The following is a 24,211-nucleotide window of genomic DNA, read 5'->3' as shown; positions in this document are numbered from 1 at the left end:
TGTAGGTTTTTTATAGCAGAAATAAAGAGTACTGGCAATCTAAATCTTTTTTATTGCCGGTCCTTTTTTTGTGTCTTCTACCTTATATCCCAGATTTTCTATTTTTTCTCTTATTATATCCGCTTTTTCAAAATTATTGGCTTTTCTTTCTTTTTCTCTTTCTTTTACCAGTTTTTTTACTTTTTCAGGAATAATTTCTTTTTTGGATATAAAAACATTGAAATATTTATCAATCTCTTTAATAAATAAAAGAGCTTCTTTTGAAGGAGAAATTTTAAGAAGGTCAAATATCAGCGAAACGGCAATAGGTGTATTAAAGTCATTTTCAAGCGCTTTTTCAAATTTTTCCTTTATTTTGTCTATTGCTTTTTTATTTAAGTCGTCTTTCTTAAAAGAATATTCTTTGCATTTAAGGATATAATTGTCTATTTTTTCCAGTTCTTTTTTTGCTTGCTCTATTTTTTTCTCGTCATAATCAAAAGGAGATCTGTAATGATGCTTTAAAAGAAAATATCTTAGAATCCTGGGATTGTATTTTGTTAAAAGTTCTTTTAGGGTAATAAAATTATTGAGAGATTTTGACATCTTTTGTCCTTCTACGGTAAGAAAGCCAGTATGCATCCAGTATTTTACGTATGGCCTTTTTCCGGATATGGCTTCCATTTGGGCGATTTCGGCTTCATGGTGCGGGAATATTAAATCCCTTCCTCCGGCATGGATTTCATATTGAGATCCTAAATATTTTTCGGCAATTGCCGTATCTTCTATATGCCACCCCGGTCTGCCTTCTCCAAATGGACTTTTCCATTTAGGTTCTCCTTCTTTTGAAAATTTCCAAAGACAAAAATCGCCTCTATTATTTTTTCCTTTTCCTTCGTCAATTCTTGAGACCCCGTCTTCTGCTTGAAGAATTGTTCTTCTTGAGAGTTTGCCGTAGTTTTTGAATTTCTTTATGTCAAAATATATTCCGTCTTTGATTTGATAAGCGAATCCTTTTTCAATTAATCTTTCAACTTGAGAAATTATTTCTTTTATATTTTCCGTTGCTCTTGCATATTTACTGACGCTGTTTACTTTAAGAAGCTTCATTTCTTCAAGATATTCTTTTTCGTATTCTCTTGCCAGTTTTATCGGAGAAATATTTTTTTCTTTGGCTTTCTTTATTATTTTATCGTCAATATCGGTTATGTTTTGAAGATAAAAAAGATTATATCCCTTGCTTTTCAAGTATTTGGTAAAAAAATCAAAAAAAAGGTAGGTTTTGGCGTGTCCCAAATGGGGGCTGTCATAAGCAGTTATTCCACAAACAAAAAGACCGGGCTTTTCTTTTTTTATACTTAATAATTCTTTCTTTTTTGAAAGAGTGTTGTATATTTTAATCATCAAAATTATTCTACCATAATTGGAAAGGTCTTTCAATTTCCTCTTTTTTATATTATAATCCCATTGCTTTTTGAAACTGTAATGGAAATAATAAATGGAATAAAAATCTTTTTACTGGCAATGACGCCAGTTGGAGAATTGCGCCTTTCAATTCCGATGGGCCTTATTGCTTACAATTTTAGCCCTTTTTCTGTTTACTTTATTTCTCTTTTTGGCAATCTTGTTCCGGCTTTTTTTATTCTTCTTCTGCTTTCTCCAATATCTGATTTTCTTTCTAAAAAGTCAGTTCTTTTTTACCGGTTTTTCTCTTTCCTTTTTTCAAAGACGAGGAAAAATCACTCTTCAAGGATAAAAAAATACGGGTTTTTAGCTCTTGTCACTTTTGTTGCCATTCCTTTGCCGATAACAGGAGTGTGGACCGCCTCGCTTGCCGCTTTTGTTTTCGGAATTCCTTTTAAAAAGGCCTTTCCCCTTATTTCTCTTGGAGCCGCAATAGCCGGAATTGTTGTTCTTTTTATAATCAAGGCCGGCATTGCTATTGAGAGCTATTTCGGATGGCAAACGCTTTTGGGAATTATTATGGTTTTTCTTTTTGTCTTTCTGCTTTACAAAAGCAAGAAAAACGGAAAGGACGTATTTCATATTTTTAAAAAAATAGGTATAATGGAAGAATGAAAAAAATAGATAAGATAATAAGCCCGATAATCGGTTTTTTAATAGGAGTATTCTTTCTTGTTATTCTTTGGAGCGCAGGATTAAAAAATAATCTTCTTTTTGCTTTGCCGTTTGTTTTCTCTCCGCTCGTATTTTTAGGAATGTTTGTCGCTTCTTTTTTAGGAAAGAAGTTTTTAATATTTTATCAGGGAGGGAAGTTTCTTTTGGTCGGAGCGCTCAATACTTTTGTTGATTTTGGGGTTTTGAACTTTTTGATGTTTTCAACTTCAATATTTTCCGGAGCCGGATATTCTTTTTTCAAGGCCCTTTCTTTCTTTTGTTCCGTTGTTAATTCCTATTTCTGGAACAAGTTTTGGACATTTGAGCAAAAGGAAACAGGGGTTATAAAAACAAGCGAATTTGGAAAATTTGCGGGAATTGCTGGCATTGGTTTTGCTCTAAATGTAGCCATTGCTTCTTTTGTAGTAAACGCTATAGGTCCTCAATTTGGGGTTTCAGAAGAACTGTGGAGTAATTTTGGCGCCTTTATTGCTATTCTTTGCGTATTCTTATGGAATTTTTTCGGCTATAAATTATTTGTCTTTAAGAAATAATATTCTATGTCAACCGTTCTTTACAGAAAATACAGGCCCAAGAGCTTTTCTGAACTTATAGGCCAGGAGCATGTCGTAAAAACGATAACAAACGCCCTTTTGAAAGAGGCCGTTTCCCATGCTTATCTTTTTTCGGGCCCAAGGGGAAGCGGAAAAACGACTATTGCCCGCCTTTTGGCAAAGGCCTTAAATTGCCATAATAGGAAGAAAGGGGAGTTTGAACCCTGTAATAATTGCCCTTCTTGCAAGGAAATAGCGGAAAACAGATCTCTTGATCTTATTGAGATAGATGCCGCTTCAAACAGGGGGATAGATGAGATAAGAGATCTTAGGGAAGGGATAAGGTTTTCTCCGGCAAAAGAAAAATACAAGGTTTTTATAATAGACGAAGCTCATCAATTAACAAAAGAAGCAGTTAATGCTCTTTTGAAAACCCTTGAAGAGCCGCCGTCTCATGCCGTTTTTATTCTTGCTACGACTGAAATTCACAAGATGATTCCGACAATCATTTCCCGTTGCCAAAGATTTGATTTTAGAAAGCTTAGAATGGACGAGCTTATAAAACGGCTGGAGATTCTTTCAAAGAAAGAAGGAGTTGAAATAGACAAAGATGCTTTTAATATCATTGCCGTTAATTCCGGAGGGGCGTTAAGGGATGCGGAGAGTTTACTTGACCAGGTTTTGGCATTTTCCGGAAAAAAGAAAAAGATTACGAGAGAAGATATTAAGAGTCTTCTGGGGATTGCCGATATTAACATGGCAAGCCAATTTACCGAATATATTGTCAAAAAAGATCCCGGAGGAGCAATTAAATATCTTCAAAATATAGTTGAAAAAGGGTACGACCCTCAGGAGTTCTTAAAGATTCTTATTCAATATATGAGGCAGGCTTTAATAATGAAGATAAATCCGGATATTACAAATCCGATTATCACGGGATTGACAGAAGAAGAACAAATGGCTATTAAAGAGCAGACAGATGGTTTAAAAGAAGAAGATATTAGAAGGGCTCTTAATCTTTTTCTTGAAGCGGAGAATAGAATGAAATATTCTTCCATTCAGCAGCTTCCTTTGGAACTTGCAATAATAGAGATTATATTGCCGAAAGAGTAAATATTTAGTTCGTTGAAATAAAGACAAATATTCTTGAAATATTTGAACTACGATGATATAATAAAGCAGTATTATATCGTAGTTTTATGACCCAAAAAATAAAAGAAAAAGAAAAGGCAATAAAGTTAAGAAAAAAAGGCCTTTCTTATAACGATATTTTAAAAGAAATTCCAGTTGCAAAATCAACACTTTCTTTATGGCTAAGAGATGTCGGCTTAAGTAAAAGACAGAGACAGAAACTAACAGAAAAAAATTGAAGGCAATGAAACGAGGATGGGAAGCTCGTCATCAGGAAAAGTTGAATATTAAAAAGTTGATTATTGATAAAGCTAAAAAAGAAATCAAAAAAATAAGCCAGAGAGATTTATGGCTTATTGGAACGGCTCTTTATTGGGCAGAAGGATCTAAAGAAAAAGACAAGTCAAGTCAAGTTACGTTTGGCAATTCTGACCCAAAAATGGTAATAATATTTTTAAAATGGCTTAACAAAATATGTAAAATTAAAAAAAAAGATATTATTTTCAGAGTATACTTGCATGAAAATTCAGAAAATAGATTAAAAGAAGTTAAAAAATACTGGTCAAGAATTGTTGGTTTTTCGGAAAAACATTTTAAAAATGTGAGTTGGAAGAGAAATAAAATTAGCACGAATCGAAAAAATATTGGGAAAAAATATTATGGATTATTAAGTATTACCGTAAGGAAAAGTACAAATTTAAACAGAAAAATACAAGGTTGGGTAGATGGAATTTTTAATAATTGCCGGGTGGTGTAATGGTAACACGCCTCGCTTTGGACGAGGAGATTTCTAGGTTCGAATCCTAGCCCGGCAGCCAATTTGTAAATATTTTTAAATGCAATTTTAATAATTGCAAATTGTTTATTTATATTGTATAATAATGGTACTAAGTAAACATGAAAAAAGGATTTATCCAAATACCATTATTAATAGGAATTATCACTTCAGTTGTTATTACATCTGCAGGAGCTGGTGTGTTTTTGCATACGCAAGGAAAGTTAACTCCTCTTACTGCAAGTATTTCTGAGGGTTTTAGAAGAACCGAAAAACCTATTACTATAGAGCCTGAAGAATTATCGGAAGAGATACAATTAGAAGAACCTGCAATACAAGAAACAGAAGAGGTTTCTGAGCTTCAAGAAGAATTAGAAGAAGCCAGATTGGAGATAGAAAGAGAAGATGAAGACAATAAAATAGAAGAAATAGAAAATCAAGAAAAATCATTATCAGAAGATAAAGAAGAACAGAGCAAATTAGAAAAAATAGCAGAAGAAATGAAAAGATTAACAGACTTAACCGAAAGAATATTATATGAAAAACAATTAGAAAGAATAGAAAAAATAGAAAAAGAAAGATTGGAAAAAATACAAGAAGAAGACAAGGAAAAGAAGAAAATAATAACTGAACTTAGAAAAAAAGACGGGCTTACTTATTCCATTGGGGACGATGGATATTTTGTAAGATATGAATATTATTATAAAAACAACCATTTTCTCATAAACCACAGGGTTAGTAAAATTAAAAATATGTCTGATCTCGAAATACTTCAAGAAATTCTTAATTTTATTTTAGATAAAGAAAAAGAATGGGAAATAAAATTAGACCAGTGTCTTAATAGGGGAGGAAATTGGAAGTGGGAAAGAAGTCAGTGTATATATATCCCTCCAGCACATCCCTTACAACAACCAGACTCAATCTTTTGTCCGGGTTGCGTTCAATCTTAAAAATTTAAATATTTTAAAAATATGATTTATGATTTTTGATTATTTTTATAATTTTATATTCTCATTAGAGTTTTTGATAGTTATTTTTTTCTTGATTATTATTTTTTTTGTTTGTCGAGAGATTCTTTGTTGGTATTGGAAAATTAATAAAATAATAAATTTATTAGAAAAAATTGTCGAAAATATGAAAAAGGGAATAGGTGAAAAAGAAGAAAAACCCTAAAAATAAATTAAAATTTATTAATTTTTAATTGAATAGGTTCTAATATTATTTACTATCCCCAGCAATCTCATACCAGCAACCTAAAACCAAAAACCGAGTTAATACTCGTTTTTTTATTTGATTAAAATGTTTTTAAAAGGTATATTTAAGAAATAAAAGCATTGAAAAAACATTCCTTTATCCAAAACACAAATCTTAAATATGATTTAATAAAATAAATCCTATGAAAACTCCAGAACAAAACTTTAATACTTCAAATAATCCAGAGAAAGAGAATGAAACTTCTATTCCAGCAAATGAATTCAAATCAGCAGAAAAGCCAGAACAGACCATTGAACAAATTAAGCAAACTCTACTTGATCCTCATGTCATATCAAAAAAGCATGCTCAAGAGAAAAGGAAGACAATTACAACAGAAGCTGTCAGCAGAAGAAGAGAACTCCAATTTTTACAAAGCAATATCTTGGGACGAGAAAATACCTTGGCTCAAATTGAAGAACAATCTTTAACATTGAATTCCTTAAAAGCAGAAAAACTTCTTGTATTAGAACAAAAAACAGAAGAAGTTCTGGTGCGAATTAAAAGCATTTTCGGTATTAAAGATAGAGCAACTGGTGAAATAAAAGAAGATGTCAACTTGTTAATGGCAGAAATAGACCAACTTTCAAGGCAAGCTGAAGAAAATAGGGCTGAACTAATAAGACTTAGAGAGGAACAGTTAACTATTCCTGATTCCAAAAAATTACTTGAGGCGTATTACGAAAGAATGGAAACTATTCCGCTTTCAAATGCCGAGAAAAGAGAACTGCTTAAAAAAGAAGTACTAGAAGAACTTTCAACGGAAGAATATATTGCCCTTTGGCGCAGATTGAATCCGCATTTTCTTTCGCATGTTACAAGACAAGGTTTTAGAGACCATAGCGCGATGGTTTATCATTTTGCCGGATTGCAAGAATTTCATAATGGGCTTGTAAAAGTGCTAGAAGATGGCAAAATGCTTCGTCCGCCTATAGCACTGGATAATGGGTTATCTGCCAGAGACAAAGAAGCTGTAAGACATTTCCTTGAATTGCATGTTTTAAAAGAGAAAACAGAGAAAGAGGCAAAAGAAAGATTAAACAAAGAGTTGAATTTTACATGGGCAGCTGCCCCTCATTATCCGGATAAAACTGCTGTTCATTTTGCAGCTCAAATTGTTGCCGACAATTATTATGGCGGAGAATCGAACAATGAAGTTTTTTTCCTTTACCCCTCTGATGTTTTGGCTTCGCAGCATGATTTTGCTTTTAATGGTTGGGAAAAAGATTTTACCAAACCTCAAAGCGAAACAAAATGGAATGACGTATTTATTTGGCCTTCGACCTTGGATAATACGGGAATTTCTGCTGATTCTGGTATAGTTTTCTTGCCTGAAAATACTCCGGTTGATAAAGAAACAGGATCAAAATATGCTTCCGAATTGAAAATAGTTGAAGGGGAAGAAAAAAGAGTTATGATTGAAGATGAAAAACTAATTTCTGCTTTTATTAAATGGGCCGAAAATTTAAATCAAGAATCTTCAATTGTAAAAAGCTATAAAAAATGTTTAGAGCCAAAAGATTATTGGAAGCAAAAAGAGGCCTTACGGACTTGTTTAAGCGTGATTAATCAAGAAATATCAGAACTTGGTTTTGATAAGGAAACAGCGGCAAGAATTGCAAAAGAAATTCTAAATGACGGCATTGGAGCTTTCATAGCTCGCGGCAAGCTTGATTGGGGGAATTTAACTCCTAAAGAAGCAGCTTATGTAAAACTAAAATCAGCAAATGCAAATTGGGAAAAGGCAAGAAATACCATAACAGCGAAAGAATATTGGGAGCGTTATTTTGAAAAGCACCCGGAGCAAAAACCAAAACATATAGTTTATTATAATGGAGACCCCACTTTAGCAATTCATGAATTTCAAAGGAAATATGGTATTGGACAGGCTGATACTTCGGCTTCAGAAGGGCAATTATTGGGCTTTGATGACAAGTGCGTGATGAATATGGTTAAAGACAAAAGAGCTTGGGCTGGCTATGACGATCTTGTAGAAATGTCTAATAAGATTATTTCTGATTATTATAGAAATGCTAATGCCTAATTATTATAAAAAAAGAATAAATGAAAAAGAATAAATTTGAACTAATGGCTCCGGTTGGCAGTTTTTCATCTCTTGTTGCCGCTTGCAAGGCAAAAGCAGACGCTGTTTATCTTGGCTTGAATGATTTTTCAATGCGTTTTGGAAAGAATAATTTTAAGGTTTCTGACCTTACAAAGATAAAAAAAATATGCAATTTGTATCCCCAAAAGCCGAAAGTTTACGTAACTTTAAATACTATTGTTTACGATTCTGAAATAAAAAAGCTGGATAAATTAATAAAGAAGATAAAAGACAAGGTGGATGCCGTAATTTGCTGGGATTTTGCCGTAATAAATTTATGCAAGAAATACAAGGTCCCTTTTTTTATTTCAACCCAGGCAAGCGTTGCCAATAAAGAAACGGCAAAGTTTTATCAAAAACTGGGAGCAAAGAGAATTGTCCTTGCCAGAGAGTTAGATTTAAAGCAAATAAAAGAGATAAGCAAGATAAAAGGGCTTGAAATAGAGGTTTTTATCCATGGGGCAATGTGCGTTTCTATTTCCGGAAGATGCTTTATGAGCCAGTTTCTATTTAATAAATCAGCAAATAGGGGAGAGTGTTTTCATCCCTGTAGAAGATCTTATGTTATTAAAGACGAAAAATACGGCAACGAACTAAAGCTTGAAAACAGCAGAGTAATGTCGGCAAAAGACCTCTGCGCTCTTCCTTTTATTGAAGAATTAAAAAAGATAAAAATTAAATCTTTTAAAATAGAAGGAAGAAACAGGGATAGCAGATATGTTGATTCTGTAGTTAAGGTTTATAGAAAAGCGCTAGATAATGATTTGAGTAAAAATGAAGTTCAAAAGTTAATGAAAGAGCTAACATCTGTTTATAACAGAGGATTTTCTTCTGGTTTTTACCTTGGAAAGCCAACTCCCAAAGATTTTTCGGAAATTGAAAATTCGGCAAGTGACACTTACAAGGAATTTTTGGGAAAAATCGTTCATTTATATCCCAAGGTAAAAGTTGGAGCGGTTAAACTGTCAAATAATCTTAAAAACGGAGAGGAGATTATTGTAATTGGCAAGAAGTCGGGAGTTGGGAAAATAAAAATTACTGATATGGAAATAGAGAATAAAAAAGTCAAATTTGCAAAAAAGGGACAGACAGTTGGAATAAAGTTTCCTTTTCAATTTTTTAAAAACGACGAAGTTTATAAAATAAAAAAAAGAAAATAATGAATATTAAGTTTTTAGGAGCCGCGAAAAATGTTACGGGTTCAAAATTCTTGCTTGAGGTTTCAAATAAAAGAATTTTAATAGATTGCGGCCTTTATCAAGAAAGGGAATTTAAAAGCAGAAATTGGGATGATTTTCCTGTTTCTCCAAGTTCTATTGATGCTATAATTTTAACCCATGGCCATCTGGACCATTGCGGGTATCTGCCTAAAATTGTAAAAGACGGCTTTAAGGGAAAAATATTTTGCACGGAACCGACGCTTGAAATAGTAAAAATAATTCTTCTTGATTCGGGAAAAATACAAGAAGAAGACGCTTTTAAAAAAAAGTCCAGGCATAAAAAGGAAGGAAGGAAAGGCCCGCATCCGGAAATTCCTTTGTATACAATAGAGGACGCCAAACAGGTTTTTCCTCTCCTTAGAGGTTATCCGTATAAAACCGTATTTGAGGTAACAAATGAAGTTACCGCTTCTTTTTATGACGCGGGCCATATACTTGGCGCCGCAATGATTGAGCTAAAGGTGCAGTCAAACGGAAAGACAAAAACAATAATATTTTCCGGAGATATAGGAAGATGGAACAAGCCGATTTTAAACGATCCGACTTTATTTGAGAAAGCGGACATTGTTTTTATGGAATCAACTTACGGCAACAGAGAGCATAAGAGTGAAGATATAGAAGGAGACAAACTTGCGAAGATAATAAGAAGGACGGCAAAAGAAGGAGGAAATATAGTCATACCGGTATTTGCTCTAGAGAGAGCTCAGGAAATATTATACTATATGAACAAGTTTTTCAAAGAGGGCGTTATTCCTTCTCTTCCTGTTTTTGTAGATAGTCCTATGGCGATAAACGTGACGGAAGTTTTTAAAAAATACCTGCAGTATTTTGATGAGAATACCCGTTCTCTTATAGAAAAGGGGGATTCGCCTTTTGATTTTCCCCTTCTTAAATTAACAAAAACAAGAGAGCAATCAATAAGTATTAATAATATGGAAGGTTCTGCCATAATAATGGCAGGTTCAGGAATGTGTACCGGAGGAAGAATTAAACATCACCTTATATCAAATATAACAAGAAAAGAATCAAGTATTGTTTTTGTAGGATATCAGGCGAAAGGGACGCTGGGCAGGGAAATAGTAGAAAAAGAAAAAAACGTCAGAATATTGGGAAAACAATATTCTGTAAAAGCAAATATTGAAAATATTGAAGGATTTTCTGCCCATGCCGACAAAAGCGATCTTTTTAAATGGATCGATAATTTTAAGGAAAAACCTCAAAAAATATTCATAATTCACGGAGAAGAAGAAGCGTCAAATGAATTTGCTAATTTTTTAAGAGAAAAAATAAAAAGTGAGATTATCGTTCCAAGTTATTTGTCGGAATTTCCTTTGTAAAATTAAAATAAATATATTAAAATATTTATTGAATAAAAAATAAAAGTATGAATAAAAAAATGTTATTAATCATCATAATTGCAGTTGCAGTTTTAGTTGTTTTTTTCTTTGCTTATCTGGTCAGTAAAGAAAAAGGAGATACTCTGCTTGAAACGGAAGAAGAAAATACCACTTTAGCAAATCCTGCTTCAGTATATTGCAAGAAGCAAGGAGGGACAGTTGAAATTAAAGATTTTCCTTCCGGCCAAATAGGGTTTTGCCTGTTTGAAGACGGATCTATGTGCGAAGAATGGGATTTTTCGCGAGGAGTTTGCAAAAAGGGGCAGTTAAAGGCAGAAATCTTAACTGAGGGCGAAGGAAAATTAGCCGAGAAAGGAAACTATTTGACTTTGCATTATACCGGAACTCTTCTTGATGGAAAAAAGTTCGATTCAAGTGTTGACAGGAATCAGCCATTTTCTTTTGTTCTCGGGCAAGGCAGAGTGATTCAAGGATGGGAAATGGGTGTTTTGGGAATGAAAAAAGGAGAAAAAAGGAGATTAACTATTTCTCCCGAGCTTGCTTACGGAAAGCAGGGAGCGGGGGATATAATTCCTCCTGATTCTATTTTGATATTTGAAATAGAACTTTTAGAAATTAATTAAAAGATACTCGTATTTGACTTATAGTATTTTTTTGGTATAGTCCTGCCTGGTTCTTTGACTATTTTTGAAAGGAAAATACTATGGACAAAACCAGCGATTGGATGACTTTGCTAGAGCATATCAATAATGAAATAAATGAAGTTAGAAGGTTTTTTGGAGAAGAGGTTGATGATAATGAAGACCTAGATCCTCAAGTCAAAAGATTGATGGATATTCCAGATAAATTATTAAAGAAACATTATTCTTTACTAGAGGAAAAAGCAATAAATTGCGAAGACATTTTAGTTCCTCAACCCGGGGATATCTTTACTTCAAGATTGCATGATTTTGTATCATATGCAATGCTAAGATTTATCGCAAAAAAAATAAAAGAAAAGAATCCTCAGATAAGCTTGTCTGAAGCAAGAACCAATGAGTGCTCTCCTTATATAAGAATTGCAATAAAATTGGCCTATGTCCAAGGACTAAAACATGGTGTTAACCTTTAGGAAAAAATTAAAGCCCTTTTCGGGCTTTTTTTATTTCATAATATGATATAGAATTAAAAAATATGAAAACTAAAATTTTTAAAGGCAAGAAAATAACAATAAGGAATATTTCAGAAGAAGATTTTAAGAATGTCCAAAAATTCAAGGATTTTGTTGATTCTTTAGTTGAAGAACAGGCAAAGGTTTCAATGAAAAAGAGAGTGTCCCTTGAAGAAGAAAAAAGATGGATAGAAAGAAAGATAAAGGGAATTGAAAATTTAAAAGAAGTTTTTTTATTGGCAGAGTGTGAAGATAAAATTGTCGGAACAACGGGCATTACTCTTGAAAAAGACAGAAGAGACCATATCGGAGGTTTTGGCATTACCATTAGAAAGGGTTATAGAAGAATTGGCCTTGGAAAATATTTAATGAATGAAATATTAAAAAAGGCGAAAAAAGAATTAAAGCCAAGACCGAAGATTATTCGACTTAGCGTTTTTTTAAGCAATAAGCCGGCTATAGCTCTTTACAAAAAAATTGGATTCAAAACAGTTGCTAAAATTCCAAAGCAGCTTCAATATAAAGGAAAATTGGAAGGAGAGGGGATTATGATTAAAATTTTCTAAGGTATATTTTAATGGATAAAAGAGAAAGCAATTATATAAAACTGGTGGCGGTGATAACAATGCTTATCGATCACATTGGGGCTTTTATTTATCCCTTTGCAATATTAAGGATTATAGGGAGAATAGCTTTTCCTCTTTTTGCCTATCAGCTTACGGTTGGTTATCAAAAAACATCAAGCAGAAAAAAATATCTTAACCGTCTTTTTTTCTTTGCCGTTATTTCCCAGATTCCTTATTATTTTATATATGCATCGATAGGGAAAACAGTTTTTCTAAACATTCTTTTTTCCTTAATGCTTGGAATTTTTACAATTTCGGTTTTTGAAAAAAAGAAATTCATTTATCTTTTTTTAATAATACCAGCTTCTTTTTTTGTTGAATACGGGTTTTATGGGCTTTTAACTATTCTAATATTTTACTTTTTCAAAAAAAGAGAAGAGAAAATAGTTCTTTTTTCTTTGGCAACTTTTTCCTATGCTTTTATTTACCAATTATTTATTCAAATATACGCTCTTTTTTCCCTTTTTTTTATTTTCGGTCCAAAAATTAAAATCAATTTGCCAAGATACTTTTTCTATATTTTCTATCCGGTTCATTTAATAGTTCTTTATATAATTAAAATTATATTTTTTAATTTCTAAAGCAAAAAAAGAGAGGACCTGTGATTGGCCCTCTTAAAGGTTCTTATGTCCCTTGCTGGGACTCTTTTAGAGACCGTAAAGAAGCTCGTCAAGCTCTTCCTTGAGCTTTGCCTCTTTCTCCCAGGCAAGATCCAACTGGCATTCGAGCCAGTAAATTATTGCCTGGTGCTCTTGGAGTTCTCGCTCCTTTTTTTTGGCCTCTTCCTTGATGGCCAAGTTTTCCTGAACTTCCTTTTTTACGGCAATAATTGCCGCTTCTCGCCGAGCTACTTCGGCAAGAAAAAGGGAGTCGCTCCTCCTTAGTGCTTCCTGATTCTGAAAAGAAGCGTTTATTTCTTCCTCTACTGAAGGAAGAAAAACCGAGGCCGAAAAGGTGGAAGGTACAGACATGCTTTTCTCCTTATTGCATGTCGTGGTTGTGTTGCTGCTTTTTTGCCAATAGAAATGGCAAAATCCCAAAAGGGGGGAGGGGACACAACCTTGTGTTTTTTTTAAAGAGCAAGCAGCATGCCCTTTCAAAATTCACGATATATAAATGATAAACTTTGAAAGAGAGGAGTTAACCAAGCTTGGCTAACTCCTTATTTGTTTACCCTTAGGCAAGGGCAAACTTCTCGTCGTTTCTTTTGGCGCTATGCATAGCGCCTTTTCCAGTTGACTTTGCTTGTCCCCTGAATCAAAGAACGAAGAACTTGCCTTCTCTCTGCCTCTCTCTCGGCAAGTTCTTTTGCCCTTTGGGCCTCTCTGGCTCTTCCGGGCTCTGTCATTTTTTTGGTATTCTCCCGCAGAATACCCAAAATGTGTTCAAGTGCCATCTCTTCCTCCTTATTTAAGATGGCTAAGTCGCAATTGCCGAATCCGTTAAGGCGGATTTGCGACCATATTCTTTTTTAAAGGTCCGGCAAAAACCCTCTCCTTCTTTCAAACCACTAAAGAAAATTGTTATTTCTGAAAAACTGTCCTGTCTTGGAAGTGATTCGGTATTCAACCAGTGATTTGAAAGAAAGAGGGAAGCTTGATACTATTTTTTGGCTTGCTTCCTATTAATTGCCAAAAGCATTGCTTTGTATTTTTAGATTATAACACAGGATAATATATTTTGTCAAGCTTTTCTGTTTTGTATGCTTTTAAAGATAATAGGGACTTGATATATTTTTATTTTTAGTGTAATGTGTAAAAACAAATATGGCAGTACCAAAACAGAGAAAAACCAGTTCAAGAAGAGATAACAGGAGAATGCATATTTTTTTAGAAACCCCGTCTTTGGTTTCTTGTTCGCATTGCAAAAAGAAGATAAGGCCACATACCGTATGCTATAACTGCGGATACTACAAAAAGGAAGAGATTGTCAATGTCATGGAGAAACTTGATAAAAAAGAAAGAAAGAAAAGAGAAAAAGAAATTTCTCTTAGAGAAAAAGAAGAAAAAGGGCAGGATTCTTTAACAATGGAAAACTTGTCAAAATAATATGGCTTCCCGTCATCTATCAAGGTCAATTGCCATGCAAAGCTTGTATGAGTGGGATTTTTTCAACAAAGACAAGAATTTGCTTGAAAAAATAATTGAAAGGAATATAGAGGAGTTTGGAAAAGAAATAGAAGACAAGACATTTATATGGAGTTTGATTTTAGGAGTTGTTTCGAACATTAAAAAAATTGATGAAATAATCGAGAAGGCAGCTCCGGAATGGCCCATTGAGCAGATTACCATAATTGACAGGAATGTCCTTCGTTTGGGTCTTTATGAGCTTCTTTATGAAGACAAAAAAGAAGTCCCGCCAAAAGTGGCAATAAATGAGGCAATAGAACTTGCAAAGACATTTGGAGGAAAAAATTCGGGAAAGTTTATAAACGGGGTCTTGGGTACTGTTTACAGAGAAATAGAAAAAAAAGATGAATGATTTTTCACTTCTTGAAAAAAAATTAGGAATTTTCTTTAAAGATAAGAATTTACTGATACAGTCGTTTACCCATCGTTCTTATCTTAATGAAAATCCTGATTTTAAGCTCTTTCACAATGAAAGATTGGAATTTTTAGGAGATGCGGTTTTAGAGCATGTTGTTACCGAGTGTCTCTTTCTTTCTTATCCAAATAAAATGGAAGGGGAGCTTACCGCATGGAGAGCAGCTCTTGTAAATTCAAAGATACTTTTTGAAATTGCAAAAGAATTGAATTTTGGAGATTTCTTGCTTCTCTCACAGGGAGAAAAAAAAGAAGAGAATAAATCAAGGCAGTATATTCTTGCAAATACAATGGAGGCCTTTATCGGAGGACTTTACCTTGACCAGGGAATGGAAGCTTGTTCCAAGTTTATAAAAGAGCATATTATAAAGCACTTACCAAGAATTATAGAAGGAAATCTCCATAAGAGCGCGAAATCCAAGTTTCAGGAAATAGCCCAAGAAAAGACATCTATAACTCCGACATATAGCGTTATAAAAGAATCGGGGCCGGATCATGACAAGATATTTGCTATGGGTGTTTATTTAGGAAAGGACTTAATAGCAACAGGAGAAGGAAAATCAAAACAAGAGGCGGAAGAAGAGGCCGCCAGAAAAGCATTAGATAAAATAAAAATTTAAAAAAAATTATGCTAGTTATTAGATTTTTTAGAACAGGAAAAAGAAACCAACCCTTTTTTAAGGTTGTTGTTACCGATAAGAGAAATGCTCCTTCCGGAGGAAGGTTTGTTGAGAGCGTAGGATATGTAAATCCTCTGACAAAAGAATGTCGCCTTGAAGAGGACAGAATCAAATATTGGCTTTCGGTTGGAGCAAAGCCCTCAGATACGGTTCATAATCTCCTTGTTAAAAAAGGCATTATTGAAGGAGAGAAAATACCTTTGCATAAAGTAAAGCCGCAAAGTAATGAAGAAACAAAGGAAGAAGCTGTAAAAGAACAAGCTTCTGAAGAAAAGAAAGAGGAGAAGGTGGAAAAGGAAAGTGTAAAAGAGGAATCTTCAGAACAAGAAAAAACAGAAGAAAAAAGCGAAGATAAAAAAGAAGTTTTAGAAAAAAAAGAGGGTAAAGAAATAGAAGAAAAAAAAGAAGAGAAGGAAGAAAAATCGGCGTAAATAAAAAAAAGGGTTGACTTTTGTTTTTCAAAGAATTATTCTTTATTAATAACGGATATACAGAAAATCAGTTAAATTGGCCATGAGGCCAGAAAGAGGAAAGGTCGAATCACTTTTGAATAGGTAATAAGAACAGATAACATGACAAAAGCAAACAGCGATCAAGAATTTCTCGAGTTTATTGTTAAAACGCTTGTTGACCATCCAGATGACGTTAAAGTTGAAAGGAAGGTTGACGAAATGGGAGTTCTTCTTTCTTTAACCGTTAATCCTGAAGACATGGGCCAGATTATTGGCCGCGCCGGCTCTACTGCCAGAGCGATAAGGTCTTTGATAAGGATAATCGGACTAAAGAATCACGCTAGGGTTAATCTTAAAATAGAAGAACCTGAAGGTGGAAGAAGAATGCCTGAAAAAGTGTCCGCTCCGGTAAAAGAAGAAAAGAGCGAAGACCTTGATGATTTAAAACTGTAAGTTATCTTTTTAGTTTTGCAGTATAAACTGCACAATTATTGGAAAGGAAGGCGGCGTCCAAAAGCGCCGTTTTCTTTATAAAAATATGAAAAAAAAGTTTGATATAATCACTATTTTCCCTGAAATTTTCAATTTCTATTTCAAAGAAAGTATTATTTCAAAAGGAGTTGAAAAAGGACTATTGGAAATAAATGTTCATGATTTAAGAAGCTGGTCAAAAGACAAGCATAAAAAAGTGGACGATAAGCCGTTTGGAGGAGGACTTGGAATGGTGATGAAAATAGAGCCCATTTATAATGCCGTGAAGGATTTGAAAAAGAAAAAGTCAAAGGTAGTTCTTTTTTCTCCCAGAGGAAAGAAGTTTACTCAAAAAACAGCAAACGAACTAAGCAAAATGAATCAAGTTATTTTGATTTGTGGCAGATATGAAGGAATAGACGAAAGGGTGAAAAAAGAAATAGCCGATATGGAAATTTCAATAGGGGACTATGTTCTAATGGGAGGGGAAATTCCCTCTATGGTTGTTATTGAAGCTGTTTCGCGCCTTATTCCCGGAGTAATCGGCAAAGAGCAATTCTTAAAAGAAAGAGTTGATAAAAATGGAGGATTTATCGAATATCCCCAATATACAAGGCCTGAAGTTTTTTCTCCTAAAAAAGGAACAAACTGGAAAGTTCCGAAAGTTTTACTTTCCGGAAACCATAAAAAAATAGAGGAATGGAAAAAGAAAAAGGGCAGAATTATTGAATAATGGGAAGTTTTATGGTAATAATAGGAAAGTGCATAATATTTGAGCGGGCAGATGGCGGAGTAGTCAAACGCATCAGACTGTAAATCTGACGGCCACTGGCCTACGGGGGTGCAAATCCCTCTCTGCCCACACTTATTTTTTGCCAAGATAGCTCAGTTGGCAGAGCGTATCCATGGTAAGGATAAGGTCCCGGGTTCGATCCCCGGTCTTGGCTCACGGTTATAATTAAAATAAAAAAATATGGCAAAGAAAAAACCTTACGTAAAAATTCAATGTGAGAACTGCAAGAGAGTGAATTATCATACTCATAAGTCAAGACAGTTGAACGAAAAGGATGGGAAAAAGCTTGTTCTTAGCAAATTTTGCAAATGGGACAGAAAGCATACGCCCCATAAAGAAACGAAGAAATAAAGAACCCTTTGATATTATCGCGGGGCATGTTTGTTTTTTTTGGATTTTTTATTAAGGAGAAACATCTTCTCTGTAAAAATAGATCTTTATGATATCTCCGTTTTTGTCCTCGTCCTTTTTTTTGACGATAAAATTATTGCCAGTAATAAGGCGCAAAAGAGTTACGATAGCAAATCCTCCTTGCATTCCTCCGGTATTAATCTTAGTATCTTGATTAAAGAAAATAACAAATCCGTCTTTGTCGGTAATAGTTACCAGTCCGTACTGGTCTATAATTATGACAGCGACTTCTTTAATAGTTTCCAAGCAAAGCGTTGCCATTACCTTTCTCCCTGTGAAAAGAGCATATTGTACCGGTCTGAAATATACCATAAAATAGTAAGTAGTACAAATAAAGGGGATGTAGCTCCAATTGGCAGAGCGACGGTCTCCAAAACCGTTTGTTGCAGGTTCGAATCCTGCCATCCCCGCCAGTTTGAAATATTATATAATCTTCAAATGTTAAATAAATAGAACCATTTTAAAAAAGGTTAGATTGTTTTTGTCTTTGTAAAAATGTTTATTTTTTGCTAAAATGGCAATATCGCATAACCTTGAAAATTGTGGCTACAGAAACACTTAAGAAGAGATTATTTTTTTTAAAATCATCTGACTGGCGGCCCAAAACCGTTGTTTTTGGATTGAAAGAAAAAATACTTTGGCCCTTTAAGAATAATCGACAGAAAATATCAGTATTCTTTTTAATTACTCTTTTTATTTTAACAATAGGCCTTTTTAATTTTCTTTTGGAGCAAAAAAAAGCAAAGGCCTTAATATCAATAGCAAGCTGGGAAGATTTAGATAGTATAAGGGGAAATCTTTCGGGAAATTATGTTCTGGATATTAGTTTAAATTCTGGAAGTCCGGGATACGATGACTATGCCGGACCTTCTGCAAACTCTAGTCAGGGATGGATTCCGATAGGAAATAATATAGATAAGTTTACCGGAACATTTGACGGGCAGGGCCATGAAATAAACGATTTATACATAGATAGAAGCACTGATTATGTTGGTTTTTTCGGATATACTTCAGATGCTTCAACGGTTGAAAATATCGGCTTTAAAAATATTAGCATTGAAGGAAGAGATTATGTCGGAGGACTAATAGGATACAATGAGGGAGACGTTATTCAATCTTATGTGGAAGGAGATGTAAACGGGGAAAATTATGTCGGAGGATTAATCGGTTATAGTAGAGGAGAAATAAATAGGTCATATTCAAGCGGTAATACTACCGGAATTAATAATAACTCAAGTTATATAGGAGGACTTGTAGGGTTTCTTTTTACTTCTCTTTCAACTGCCAAAATAGATAATTCCTACTCAAGAATGAATGTTACAGGAGGGCTTGTTACGGGAGAATATGCGGGAGGACTTGTCGGTTATAACAGCGAAGGAACAATTAATTATTCTTATGCTGGCGGAAGCGTAAGCGGCAATAATCATCTAGGAGGACTTGTCGGAGAAAATATATGCCCTGGATATGGATGCGAGAATATTTTTAATTCTTTTTATGACCAAAATGTTTCAGGGCAAAGCGATACCGGCAAAGGAACTCCCAAGGCAACCGCAGAAATGAAGAATGTAAGAACTTTTACCGACGTTGTTTGGTCGGGGGGGTTGAATAATCCATGGGATTTTGTAGGTAATCCTTTTGATGATGTTTCTAATAATGATTTTTGGGATATAGACGGCATAATAAACGACGGATACCCGTTTTTAGCGGCTTTTGCGGTTTTATCTCCCTCTCTTTCTACTTATAGCGCAAGCAGTGTTTTTCAGATTTCTGCTGTTGCAAATGGACAGATTACAAGTACCGGAGGGGAAAATGCTTCAACTAGGGGTTTTAAATTTTATGATGGAGATACCTGTGTTCAAAACGAGAGCGATATAAGTCAAAGCGGAAGTTTTGATGCCGGTAGTTACTCTTTGCAGATAACAGGCCTTTTAGCAAATACGACTTATTCATATAAGGCGTATGCAATCAACTCTGCCGGAACAGGAGAGGGGAGTTGCGTTTCTTTTCTTACCTCCTCTTCTATCTCTTTGCCTGATAATTACAGTATTGTTTTAGAAACTTTTCCTGAAGAAGGAGGAACTGTTTCCGGAGCGGGAACATATGCAGAAGGGGCTTCAGTTAGTATAAATGCTACTCCCAACGAAGGATATAGTTTTATTTCTTGGAAAGAAGGAGATGAGGTTATTTCTACAAATCAAACTTATTCTTTTTCTGTCAGTTCAAATCGTACTTTTGTTGCTAATTTTGAAAGAGAAGGATATTTAATTAGAAATCTTCCGGAAGGATTAAGTGTTTTTGATTATTCAACAGACGAAGATTTAACTGTAGTTCCAAAGTTAGGAGAGGTTGTTTCAATTTTAAAGAAAGGAGAAAGCCCTATTGCCAGAATTAACATTGATTTCCAATCAGATTTGGATTGGGAAAATTTGAAGGCAAATAGCGGGATATACTCATTAAATGCTGAAAATTACGGAAGGGCGTTTGTTCATTTTCAAGACAGACAGCAGATGGGCGTTATGAGAGTAACTCTTCTTATTCCTAGTGTAAAGGGAAATAACCATATTTATATCTGCCCTATGGTCCAAACATTTGAAGGTATTAATGAAAATTGTTCTGGAATATACTATCTTAATATTAGTCCGATAAACGGTTTTTATGAAGTTGAAATTCTAAACACGGGAGGAGCTGAAAAACCAGATATTGTAAAATATACTGTTTCTTTATCAGTAAGCCATGAGGAAAGAGGAACAACCGATGGTTCAGGAGAATACCTAAAAGACGAGAATGTGACAGTAAGGGCTTTTCCAAACGAGGGCTATGATTTTTTAAACTGGACTGAAGAAAACTTAATTGTAAGCAGCAGCGCAATTTATTCTTTTTCTTTGAATTCTAGCCGCAATTTAAGAGCAAATTTTTCTGTTTCCGGCCAAGATTTGGTTTTTGGCTGCACTGACCCTGATGCAATAAATTACAACCCCAATGCCAATACGGAAGATAACTCATGCCAATATGAGGGAAACGGAAATGGAAGCCAAAACCAGATTTTTGGCTGCACTGACCCTAATGCAATAAATTACAACCCCAATGCCAATACGGAAGATAACTCATGCCAATATGAGGGAAACGGAAATGGGGGACAAGTAGAAACAGTTTTTGGCTGCACTGACCCTGATGCAATAAATTACAACCCCAATGCCAACACGGAAGATAACTCATGCCAATATGAAAAAGAACAATCTGTTATTCCGGTAATTCCAACAGTTGAAGAAGTGATTAAAAAAACAAAAGAGTTTATAGATTCGCCCGAGGGAAAAACTGCAACTAGAGTTGTTTCTACAACAGGAGCTGTAGCCGGAACGGCAAGTTTGGTGGCAAGCGCCATTTTTGTAAATCCTTTTTCTTTTTCAAACCTTTTCTTTACTTTGCTTCGATTATGGTCTTTATTTTTAACTCTTATCGGATTAAAGAAAAGGCACAAGCCGTGGGGGACAGTTTATGATAGTATTACAAAACAGCCACTTGATCCCGCTTATGTTTTTCTTCAGGATATAAAAGGAGAGATTATTTCCGATTCTATTACGGACCTTGACGGAAGATACGGCTTTCTTGTAAAGCCGGGTAATTACAAAATTGTGGCGAATAAAACAAATTATACTTTCCCGTCTAAAAAACTGGAAGGAAAAGACGAAGACGGAATTTATGACCGCCTCTATTTTGGGGAAACACTTGATATTGAAAATGAGGAAGAAGTTATAGCTAAAAATATTCCAATGGACCCGATTGGATTTGACTGGAACGAGTTTGCCAAAAGAGAAAAAAATAAAATGAAATTTTATTCAGGAATTGACCGTTTTTTCAGTAATAAAATTGTCGATTTATTCTTCTTCTTTGGATTTTTTGTTGCCGTTATCGCTTATTTTTTTGCTCCTCATCCTTACAATCTAATTATCCTTTTTTCTTACATTTTTCTCTTTATACTCAGGAAAATAGGATTAAAGCCCAAGGCAGGAGGATATGTCATGGAAAAAGATACGGGATTTCCTTTGTCTTTTGCCGTAATTAAAATATTTTTGCCGGATATAGATAAGGAAATTTTAAGGCGAGTTGCAAGTAAAACCGGCAAGTATTTCTGTCTTGTTCCCCCAGGCGTATATTATGTAAAAGTGGAAAAAAAGAATGATGATGGCTCATATAGCCATGTTTATACATCTTCCAATATTAACGCTAAAAAAGGAATAATCAAAGAGGATTTTAAGGTATAATTCCTATGTCCAAAAAACTAAAATCCTTCACTCTCATAGAACTGCTTATTGTAATCGCCCTTATTACCACATTATCCTCCATTGTAATTGTTATCGTTTCAAGAACAAGAACGGCAACAGACGATATGAAAGCAAGAAACAACAGAAGCCAAGCCGCGAAGTATTGTTCCATAAACCCAGGCGTTTCCACCCTTTTTGGAGACAGCGTCTACTGTGACAGTGACCTTAATATGTGGTCTGTAACATTAAACACCGCTCTTGGAGAGGATAAATTAAAAGTACCCCCAACTCAGGAAACGCTTATTATTGGTCTTATCCCTATAATGAAGATGTGGTCACATTATACGGTATAAATGATTGCAACGAGGTTCCAATCGAGGATATAAGCAAATTCCCCGCCTGCAATGCCTGCAGAACTTTAAACTATGCCGGATTCTCCGAAGGGTGGCGTCTTCCAACTCAGGCCATTCCAAAGAGTCCAAGCGTAAATTGTGATACAGCTTGTGCAAGAGACGATACATACTGTTCAGAAGGAAGACAACTCTGGAACCTTGGAGATGAGAACTGCCCTAGTTGGGGAGCTACCTCATGTTCTTCTCCTCAAGGAAGCTGTCTTCCTTCTTATGATTCTTATGCTTTTGGAGGGCTCTACTGGTCATCTACTCAGTTCAACGCCAGTATCGCCTGGTGGGTGAATTTCAATAACGGTTATATTTATATCAGCACTAAGTCCTCAACTTTGCTTAAAATTCGTTGTCTTCTAGGACAATAATTTAATTATTGATTTATCTTTCTATAAACAGAAAAGAAAGAAAAGAAAATCAAATTTAAAACGATTATAGTGGCTCCGGGAGGAAGATCGAGATAAAAGGCAAAAGTAATTCCCAAAAAAACGGAAATCAAGGACAAAATCCCTGAAAAAAAGATCGCAAACTTAAAGCTTTTTGCAAACAAAAGAGAGGTTGCTCCTGGTAATATAAGAAGAGCGGAAGAAAGCATAACGCCCACTATTCTTATAGCCAAAATTACTGTAAGAGCTGTTAAAGTAATAAGTATTACATTTATTCTTTTTGTATTTATTCCGGTTGTTTTGGCATATTCCTCATCGAAAGAAACGGAAAAGAATTCGTAGTATAAATAATAAATTACAATAAGAAGAAAAGCGGAGAGGAAGACGGACAAATACATTTCTTCTTTGCTTATTGCCAAAATATTTCCAAAAAGGTAGGAAAAAAGGTCTATATTAAATCCTCCCGAAATACTAGATAATATTACTCCCAAAGAGATTCCGGCAGAGGAAACAATTCCTATTGCCGCATCGGCATGAAGTTTCGTTTTTTCCGTTATTTTTAAAATTAAATAGGAGGCGATAATAACAGTTGGTATTGCGATATAAAAAGGATAAAAACCGAAGAAAAGTCCCAAAGCGATTGCCCCAAAACTTACATGGGAAATTCCGTCTCCTATTAAAGATAATCTTCTTAGAATTAGAAAAAGGCCTAAAATCCCGCAAAGAAAAGCTATAAAAGAGCCGGCAATATATGCTCTTTGGATAAAATCGTATTGAATAAGTTCTAGAAACATAGTTTTAATGCTGGTGACAGATTAAGTGCTGGGAAAAGTGACCGAAGTATTTTTCCATTTCCTTTGATTTGCAAAAATCAGAGAATAATCCGTAGAAAAGTATTTTTTTATCTAAATAGAGCAACTTGTTTGCATATTTTCCGATGTCGGAGGCGTCGTGAGTTATAAGGATAATGGCAACTCCCTTTTCTTTGTTTATTTTCTTTAAAAGCTCAAAGAAATTTTCCCTTGAACTTATATCAAGCCCGCTTGAAGGTTCGTCTAAAATAAGCATTTGCGGATCTGAAATAATTGCTCTTGCCAGAAAAACCCTTTGCTGTTGTCCTCCTGAAAGATTATTGATAAGAATATCTTTTAAATTGAAAATATCTAAAATCTTTAGCGTTTCTTCTATTTTTAATTTGTCAAAAGAATTGATTCTTTTGGGATGTTTTTTGGAAGAAAGAAGACCCAAAGAAACAACTTCTTTTACTTTTGCAGGAAATATGGGAGTTAAGAAAGAGGCCTTTTGGGGGAGATATCCTATTTTCCCCCAATCATTGAATTCTTTTATTTTTTTGCCAAAAAGAAATATTTCTCCGTTTGCTTTTTCAAGCCCTAAAACCGTTCTTATAAGGGTTGTTTTTCCTGATCCGTTTGGTCCGGCAAGAGCTACATAATCTCCTTTATTTACTGAAAAATTTATATCCTCAAGAATAGATATTTTTTCATATTTAAAAGAGAGATTTTTTACGGAAATAATATTCATG

General features: G+C 34.5%; 30 protein-coding genes, 4 tRNA genes and 1 pseudogene. 28 read left to right on the top strand and 7 right to left on the bottom strand.

Annotation, left to right across the window (positions count from 1 at the left end; translation table 11 throughout):
* Positions 1-39: 39 nt before the first annotated feature.
* A complete protein-coding gene (gene cysS, locus PHH50_01375) occupies positions 40-1,383 on the bottom strand; it encodes a cysteine--tRNA ligase (GenBank protein ID MDD3728955.1) in 1,344 nt (447 codons plus the stop codon).
* A gap of 81 nt (positions 1,384-1,464) precedes the next feature.
* Here cysS and PHH50_01370 point away from each other — a divergent pair, with 81 nt between their 5' ends.
* From PHH50_01370 to PHH50_01295, 16 genes and pseudogenes are all read left to right on the top strand, one after another.
* Positions 1,465-2,058: a small multi-drug export protein gene (locus PHH50_01370; GenBank protein MDD3728954.1), complete on the top strand. Its 594-nt coding sequence runs from the start codon at positions 1,465-1,467 to the stop codon at positions 2,056-2,058.
* Complete coding sequence (locus tag PHH50_01365) at positions 2,055-2,651, top strand: GtrA family protein (protein MDD3728953.1); 597 nt, start codon at positions 2,055-2,057, stop codon at positions 2,649-2,651. The genes PHH50_01370 and PHH50_01365 overlap by 4 nt, the downstream gene beginning before the upstream one ends.
* A 6-nt stretch (positions 2,652-2,657) precedes the next feature.
* Complete coding sequence (gene dnaX, locus PHH50_01360; protein MDD3728952.1) at positions 2,658-3,764, top strand: DNA polymerase III subunit gamma/tau; 1,107 nt, start codon at positions 2,658-2,660, stop codon at positions 3,762-3,764.
* 86 nt (positions 3,765-3,850) lie between these two features.
* Positions 3,851-4,021 (top strand): hypothetical protein, encoded by a 171-nt coding sequence (locus PHH50_01355; protein MDD3728951.1) that lies wholly within the window; start codon positions 3,851-3,853, stop codon positions 4,019-4,021.
* Positions 4,022-4,026: 5 nt separating this feature from the next.
* Positions 4,027-4,539 (top strand): hypothetical protein, encoded by a 513-nt coding sequence (locus PHH50_01350; GenBank protein MDD3728950.1) that lies wholly within the window; start codon positions 4,027-4,029, stop codon positions 4,537-4,539.
* A tRNA-Gln gene (locus PHH50_01345) sits at positions 4,525-4,600 on the top strand. Before PHH50_01350 ends, PHH50_01345 begins: the two co-directional genes overlap by 15 nt.
* Positions 4,601-4,679: 79 nt before the next feature.
* Positions 4,680-5,507 (top strand): hypothetical protein, encoded by an 828-nt coding sequence (locus PHH50_01340; GenBank protein ID MDD3728949.1) that lies wholly within the window; start codon positions 4,680-4,682, stop codon positions 5,505-5,507.
* Between the two features lie 28 nt (positions 5,508-5,535).
* Positions 5,536-5,730, top strand: a complete 195-nt coding sequence (locus tag PHH50_01335; protein MDD3728948.1) for a hypothetical protein — start codon at positions 5,536-5,538, stop codon at positions 5,728-5,730.
* Between the two features lie 223 nt (positions 5,731-5,953).
* The gene (locus tag PHH50_01330; protein MDD3728947.1) at positions 5,954-7,852 is read left to right on the top strand and encodes a hypothetical protein; all 1,899 of its coding nucleotides are present in this window, start codon (positions 5,954-5,956) and stop codon (positions 7,850-7,852) included.
* A 20-nt stretch (positions 7,853-7,872) separates the two neighbouring features.
* Complete coding sequence (locus PHH50_01325; GenBank protein MDD3728946.1) at positions 7,873-9,072, top strand: U32 family peptidase; 1,200 nt, start codon at positions 7,873-7,875, stop codon at positions 9,070-9,072.
* Entirely contained in the window at positions 9,072-10,469 is a 1,398-nt protein-coding gene (locus PHH50_01320; GenBank protein MDD3728945.1) for an MBL fold metallo-hydrolase, read from the top strand. The genes PHH50_01325 and PHH50_01320 overlap by 1 nt, the downstream gene beginning before the upstream one ends.
* A gap of 59 nt (positions 10,470-10,528) precedes the next feature.
* Positions 10,529-10,765, top strand: a pseudogene (locus PHH50_01315) (DUF333 domain-containing protein).
* Positions 10,748-11,113, top strand: a complete 366-nt coding sequence (locus PHH50_01310; protein ID MDD3728944.1) for an FKBP-type peptidyl-prolyl cis-trans isomerase — start codon at positions 10,748-10,750, stop codon at positions 11,111-11,113. Before PHH50_01315 ends, PHH50_01310 begins: the two are co-directional and overlap by 18 nt.
* 80 nt (positions 11,114-11,193) lie before the next feature.
* Entirely contained in the window at positions 11,194-11,601 is a 408-nt protein-coding gene (locus PHH50_01305; GenBank protein MDD3728943.1) for a hypothetical protein, read from the top strand.
* A 62-nt stretch (positions 11,602-11,663) separates the two neighbouring features.
* The gene (locus PHH50_01300; protein MDD3728942.1) at positions 11,664-12,206 is read left to right on the top strand and encodes a GNAT family N-acetyltransferase; all 543 of its coding nucleotides are present in this window, start codon (positions 11,664-11,666) and stop codon (positions 12,204-12,206) included.
* A gap of 11 nt (positions 12,207-12,217) precedes the next feature.
* Positions 12,218-12,847, top strand: a complete 630-nt coding sequence (locus PHH50_01295) for a TraX family protein (GenBank protein ID MDD3728941.1) — start codon at positions 12,218-12,220, stop codon at positions 12,845-12,847.
* 66 nt (positions 12,848-12,913) lie between these two features.
* Here the strand turns inward: PHH50_01295 and PHH50_01290 are convergent, their stop codons facing one another.
* The 3 genes from PHH50_01290 to PHH50_01280 all read right to left on the bottom strand — a co-directional run bounded on the left by PHH50_01290 (position 12,914) and on the right by PHH50_01280 (position 13,835).
* A complete protein-coding gene (locus PHH50_01290; GenBank protein ID MDD3728940.1) occupies positions 12,914-13,237 on the bottom strand; it encodes a hypothetical protein in 324 nt (107 codons plus the stop codon).
* A 242-nt stretch (positions 13,238-13,479) separates the two neighbouring features.
* Positions 13,480-13,662, bottom strand: a complete 183-nt coding sequence (locus PHH50_01285; protein ID MDD3728939.1) for a hypothetical protein — start codon at positions 13,660-13,662, stop codon at positions 13,480-13,482.
* Between the two features lie 23 nt (positions 13,663-13,685).
* Positions 13,686-13,835 carry a hypothetical protein gene (locus PHH50_01280; protein ID MDD3728938.1) on the bottom strand — a complete coding sequence of 50 codons (150 nt, stop codon included), beginning with the start codon at positions 13,833-13,835 and terminating at the stop codon, positions 13,686-13,688.
* 197 nt (positions 13,836-14,032) lie between these two features.
* Here PHH50_01280 and rpmF point away from each other — a divergent pair, with 197 nt between their 5' ends.
* The 9 genes from rpmF (at position 14,033) to rpmG (ending at position 17,556) form a co-directional block, all read left to right on the top strand.
* Positions 14,033-14,314: a 50S ribosomal protein L32 gene (gene rpmF, locus PHH50_01275; GenBank protein ID MDD3728937.1), complete on the top strand. Its 282-nt coding sequence runs from the start codon at positions 14,033-14,035 to the stop codon at positions 14,312-14,314.
* Position 14,315: 1 nt separating this feature from the next.
* Positions 14,316-14,747 carry a transcription antitermination factor NusB gene (nusB, locus tag PHH50_01270; GenBank protein MDD3728936.1) on the top strand — a complete coding sequence of 144 codons (432 nt, stop codon included), beginning with the start codon at positions 14,316-14,318 and terminating at the stop codon, positions 14,745-14,747.
* A complete protein-coding gene (gene rnc / locus PHH50_01265) occupies positions 14,740-15,429 on the top strand; it encodes a ribonuclease III (protein ID MDD3728935.1) in 690 nt (229 codons plus the stop codon). The genes nusB and rnc overlap by 8 nt, the downstream gene beginning before the upstream one ends.
* Positions 15,430-15,437: 8 nt before the next feature.
* Complete coding sequence (gene rpsP / locus PHH50_01260; GenBank protein MDD3728934.1) at positions 15,438-15,920, top strand: 30S ribosomal protein S16; 483 nt, start codon at positions 15,438-15,440, stop codon at positions 15,918-15,920.
* Positions 15,921-16,061: 141 nt separating this feature from the next.
* A complete protein-coding gene (locus PHH50_01255) occupies positions 16,062-16,394 on the top strand; it encodes a KH domain-containing protein (GenBank protein ID MDD3728933.1) in 333 nt (110 codons plus the stop codon).
* 85 nt (positions 16,395-16,479) lie between these two features.
* Positions 16,480-17,145 (top strand): tRNA (guanosine(37)-N1)-methyltransferase TrmD, encoded by a 666-nt coding sequence (trmD, locus tag PHH50_01250; GenBank protein ID MDD3728932.1) that lies wholly within the window; start codon positions 16,480-16,482, stop codon positions 17,143-17,145.
* Between the two features lie 45 nt (positions 17,146-17,190).
* Positions 17,191-17,274 (top strand) — tRNA-Tyr (locus tag PHH50_01245).
* Positions 17,275-17,286: 12 nt separating this feature from the next.
* Positions 17,287-17,359, top strand: a tRNA-Thr gene (locus PHH50_01240).
* Between the two features lie 26 nt (positions 17,360-17,385).
* Positions 17,386-17,556 carry a 50S ribosomal protein L33 gene (gene rpmG / locus PHH50_01235; GenBank protein MDD3728931.1) on the top strand — a complete coding sequence of 57 codons (171 nt, stop codon included), beginning with the start codon at positions 17,386-17,388 and terminating at the stop codon, positions 17,554-17,556.
* 51 nt (positions 17,557-17,607) lie between these two features.
* On the opposite strand, the gene PHH50_01230 is transcribed toward rpmG, so the two are convergent.
* On the bottom strand, positions 17,608-17,877 hold the full coding sequence (locus PHH50_01230; GenBank protein MDD3728930.1) for a hypothetical protein: 270 nt from the start codon (positions 17,875-17,877) through the stop codon (positions 17,608-17,610).
* Positions 17,878-17,952: 75 nt separating this feature from the next.
* Here PHH50_01230 and PHH50_01225 point away from each other — a divergent pair.
* The 3 genes from PHH50_01225 (at position 17,953) to PHH50_01215 (ending at position 22,231) form a co-directional block, all read left to right on the top strand.
* Positions 17,953-18,029 (top strand) — tRNA-Trp (locus tag PHH50_01225).
* 129 nt (positions 18,030-18,158) lie between these two features.
* Positions 18,159-21,878: a hypothetical protein gene (locus tag PHH50_01220; protein ID MDD3728929.1), complete on the top strand. Its 3,720-nt coding sequence runs from the start codon at positions 18,159-18,161 to the stop codon at positions 21,876-21,878.
* Positions 21,879-21,883: 5 nt separating this feature from the next.
* Complete coding sequence (locus tag PHH50_01215; GenBank protein ID MDD3728928.1) at positions 21,884-22,231, top strand: type II secretion system protein; 348 nt, start codon at positions 21,884-21,886, stop codon at positions 22,229-22,231.
* A 424-nt stretch (positions 22,232-22,655) separates the two neighbouring features.
* Here the strand turns inward: PHH50_01215 and PHH50_01210 are convergent, their stop codons facing one another.
* Positions 22,656-23,462 carry a metal ABC transporter permease gene (locus PHH50_01210; protein ID MDD3728927.1) on the bottom strand — a complete coding sequence of 269 codons (807 nt, stop codon included), beginning with the start codon at positions 23,460-23,462 and terminating at the stop codon, positions 22,656-22,658.
* A 4-nt stretch (positions 23,463-23,466) separates the two neighbouring features.
* Positions 23,467-24,210, bottom strand: coding sequence for a metal ABC transporter ATP-binding protein (locus PHH50_01205; GenBank protein MDD3728926.1), 744 nt, complete (start codon positions 24,208-24,210; stop codon positions 23,467-23,469).
* Between the last annotated feature and the right edge of the window lies 1 nt (position 24,211).

This window comes from Candidatus Paceibacterota bacterium, assembly GCA_028697015.1.
In the GTDB taxonomy this organism is placed as follows: domain Bacteria; phylum Patescibacteriota; class Minisyncoccia; order Minisyncoccales; family GWA2-38-27; genus JAQVFW01.
Note: the sequence above shows the minus strand (reverse complement) of the source record. Positions and strands in the feature narration are given on the sequence as shown.

Bases quoted from the DNA above. Each gene is read 5' to 3' on its own strand.
- PHH50_01295 (MDD3728941.1), top strand. From the start codon at position 12,218: ATGGATAAAAGAGAAAGCAATTATATAAAACTGGTGGCGGTGATAACA.
- cysS (MDD3728955.1), bottom strand. From the start codon at position 1,383: ATGATTAAAATATACAACACTCTTTCAAAAAAGAAAGAATTATTAAGT.
- PHH50_01230 (MDD3728930.1), bottom strand. From the start codon at position 17,877: ATGGCAACGCTTTGCTTGGAAACTATTAAAGAAGTCGCTGTCATAATT.
- PHH50_01300 (MDD3728942.1), top strand. From the start codon at position 11,664: ATGAAAACTAAAATTTTTAAAGGCAAGAAAATAACAATAAGGAATATT.
- PHH50_01355 (MDD3728951.1), top strand. From the start codon at position 3,851: ATGACCCAAAAAATAAAAGAAAAAGAAAAGGCAATAAAGTTAAGAAAA.
- PHH50_01340 (MDD3728949.1), top strand. From the start codon at position 4,680: ATGAAAAAAGGATTTATCCAAATACCATTATTAATAGGAATTATCACT.
- PHH50_01320 (MDD3728945.1), top strand. From the start codon at position 9,072: ATGAATATTAAGTTTTTAGGAGCCGCGAAAAATGTTACGGGTTCAAAA.
- PHH50_01285 (MDD3728939.1), bottom strand. From the start codon at position 13,662: ATGGCACTTGAACACATTTTGGGTATTCTGCGGGAGAATACCAAAAAA.
- PHH50_01205 (MDD3728926.1), bottom strand. From the start codon at position 24,210: ATGAATATTATTTCCGTAAAAAATCTCTCTTTTAAATATGAAAAAATA.
- PHH50_01370 (MDD3728954.1), top strand. From the start codon at position 1,465: ATGGAAATAATAAATGGAATAAAAATCTTTTTACTGGCAATGACGCCA.
- PHH50_01215 (MDD3728928.1), top strand. From the start codon at position 21,884: ATGTCCAAAAAACTAAAATCCTTCACTCTCATAGAACTGCTTATTGTA.
- PHH50_01210 (MDD3728927.1), bottom strand. From the start codon at position 23,462: ATGTTTCTAGAACTTATTCAATACGATTTTATCCAAAGAGCATATATT.
- dnaX (MDD3728952.1), top strand. From the start codon at position 2,658: ATGTCAACCGTTCTTTACAGAAAATACAGGCCCAAGAGCTTTTCTGAA.
- rnc (MDD3728935.1), top strand. From the start codon at position 14,740: ATGAATGATTTTTCACTTCTTGAAAAAAAATTAGGAATTTTCTTTAAA.
- PHH50_01305 (MDD3728943.1), top strand. From the start codon at position 11,194: ATGGACAAAACCAGCGATTGGATGACTTTGCTAGAGCATATCAATAAT.
- PHH50_01365 (MDD3728953.1), top strand. From the start codon at position 2,055: ATGAAAAAAATAGATAAGATAATAAGCCCGATAATCGGTTTTTTAATA.
- PHH50_01330 (MDD3728947.1), top strand. From the start codon at position 5,954: ATGAAAACTCCAGAACAAAACTTTAATACTTCAAATAATCCAGAGAAA.
- PHH50_01255 (MDD3728933.1), top strand. From the start codon at position 16,062: ATGACAAAAGCAAACAGCGATCAAGAATTTCTCGAGTTTATTGTTAAA.
- PHH50_01325 (MDD3728946.1), top strand. From the start codon at position 7,873: ATGAAAAAGAATAAATTTGAACTAATGGCTCCGGTTGGCAGTTTTTCA.
- PHH50_01335 (MDD3728948.1), top strand. From the start codon at position 5,536: ATGATTTTTGATTATTTTTATAATTTTATATTCTCATTAGAGTTTTTG.
- trmD (MDD3728932.1), top strand. From the start codon at position 16,480: ATGAAAAAAAAGTTTGATATAATCACTATTTTCCCTGAAATTTTCAAT.
- PHH50_01350 (MDD3728950.1), top strand. From the start codon at position 4,027: ATGAAACGAGGATGGGAAGCTCGTCATCAGGAAAAGTTGAATATTAAA.
- nusB (MDD3728936.1), top strand. From the start codon at position 14,316: ATGGCTTCCCGTCATCTATCAAGGTCAATTGCCATGCAAAGCTTGTAT.
- rpmG (MDD3728931.1), top strand. From the start codon at position 17,386: ATGGCAAAGAAAAAACCTTACGTAAAAATTCAATGTGAGAACTGCAAG.
- PHH50_01310 (MDD3728944.1), top strand. From the start codon at position 10,748: ATGTGCGAAGAATGGGATTTTTCGCGAGGAGTTTGCAAAAAGGGGCAG.
- PHH50_01290 (MDD3728940.1), bottom strand. From the start codon at position 13,237: ATGTCTGTACCTTCCACCTTTTCGGCCTCGGTTTTTCTTCCTTCAGTA.
- rpsP (MDD3728934.1), top strand. From the start codon at position 15,438: ATGCTAGTTATTAGATTTTTTAGAACAGGAAAAAGAAACCAACCCTTT.
- rpmF (MDD3728937.1), top strand. From the start codon at position 14,033: ATGGCAGTACCAAAACAGAGAAAAACCAGTTCAAGAAGAGATAACAGG.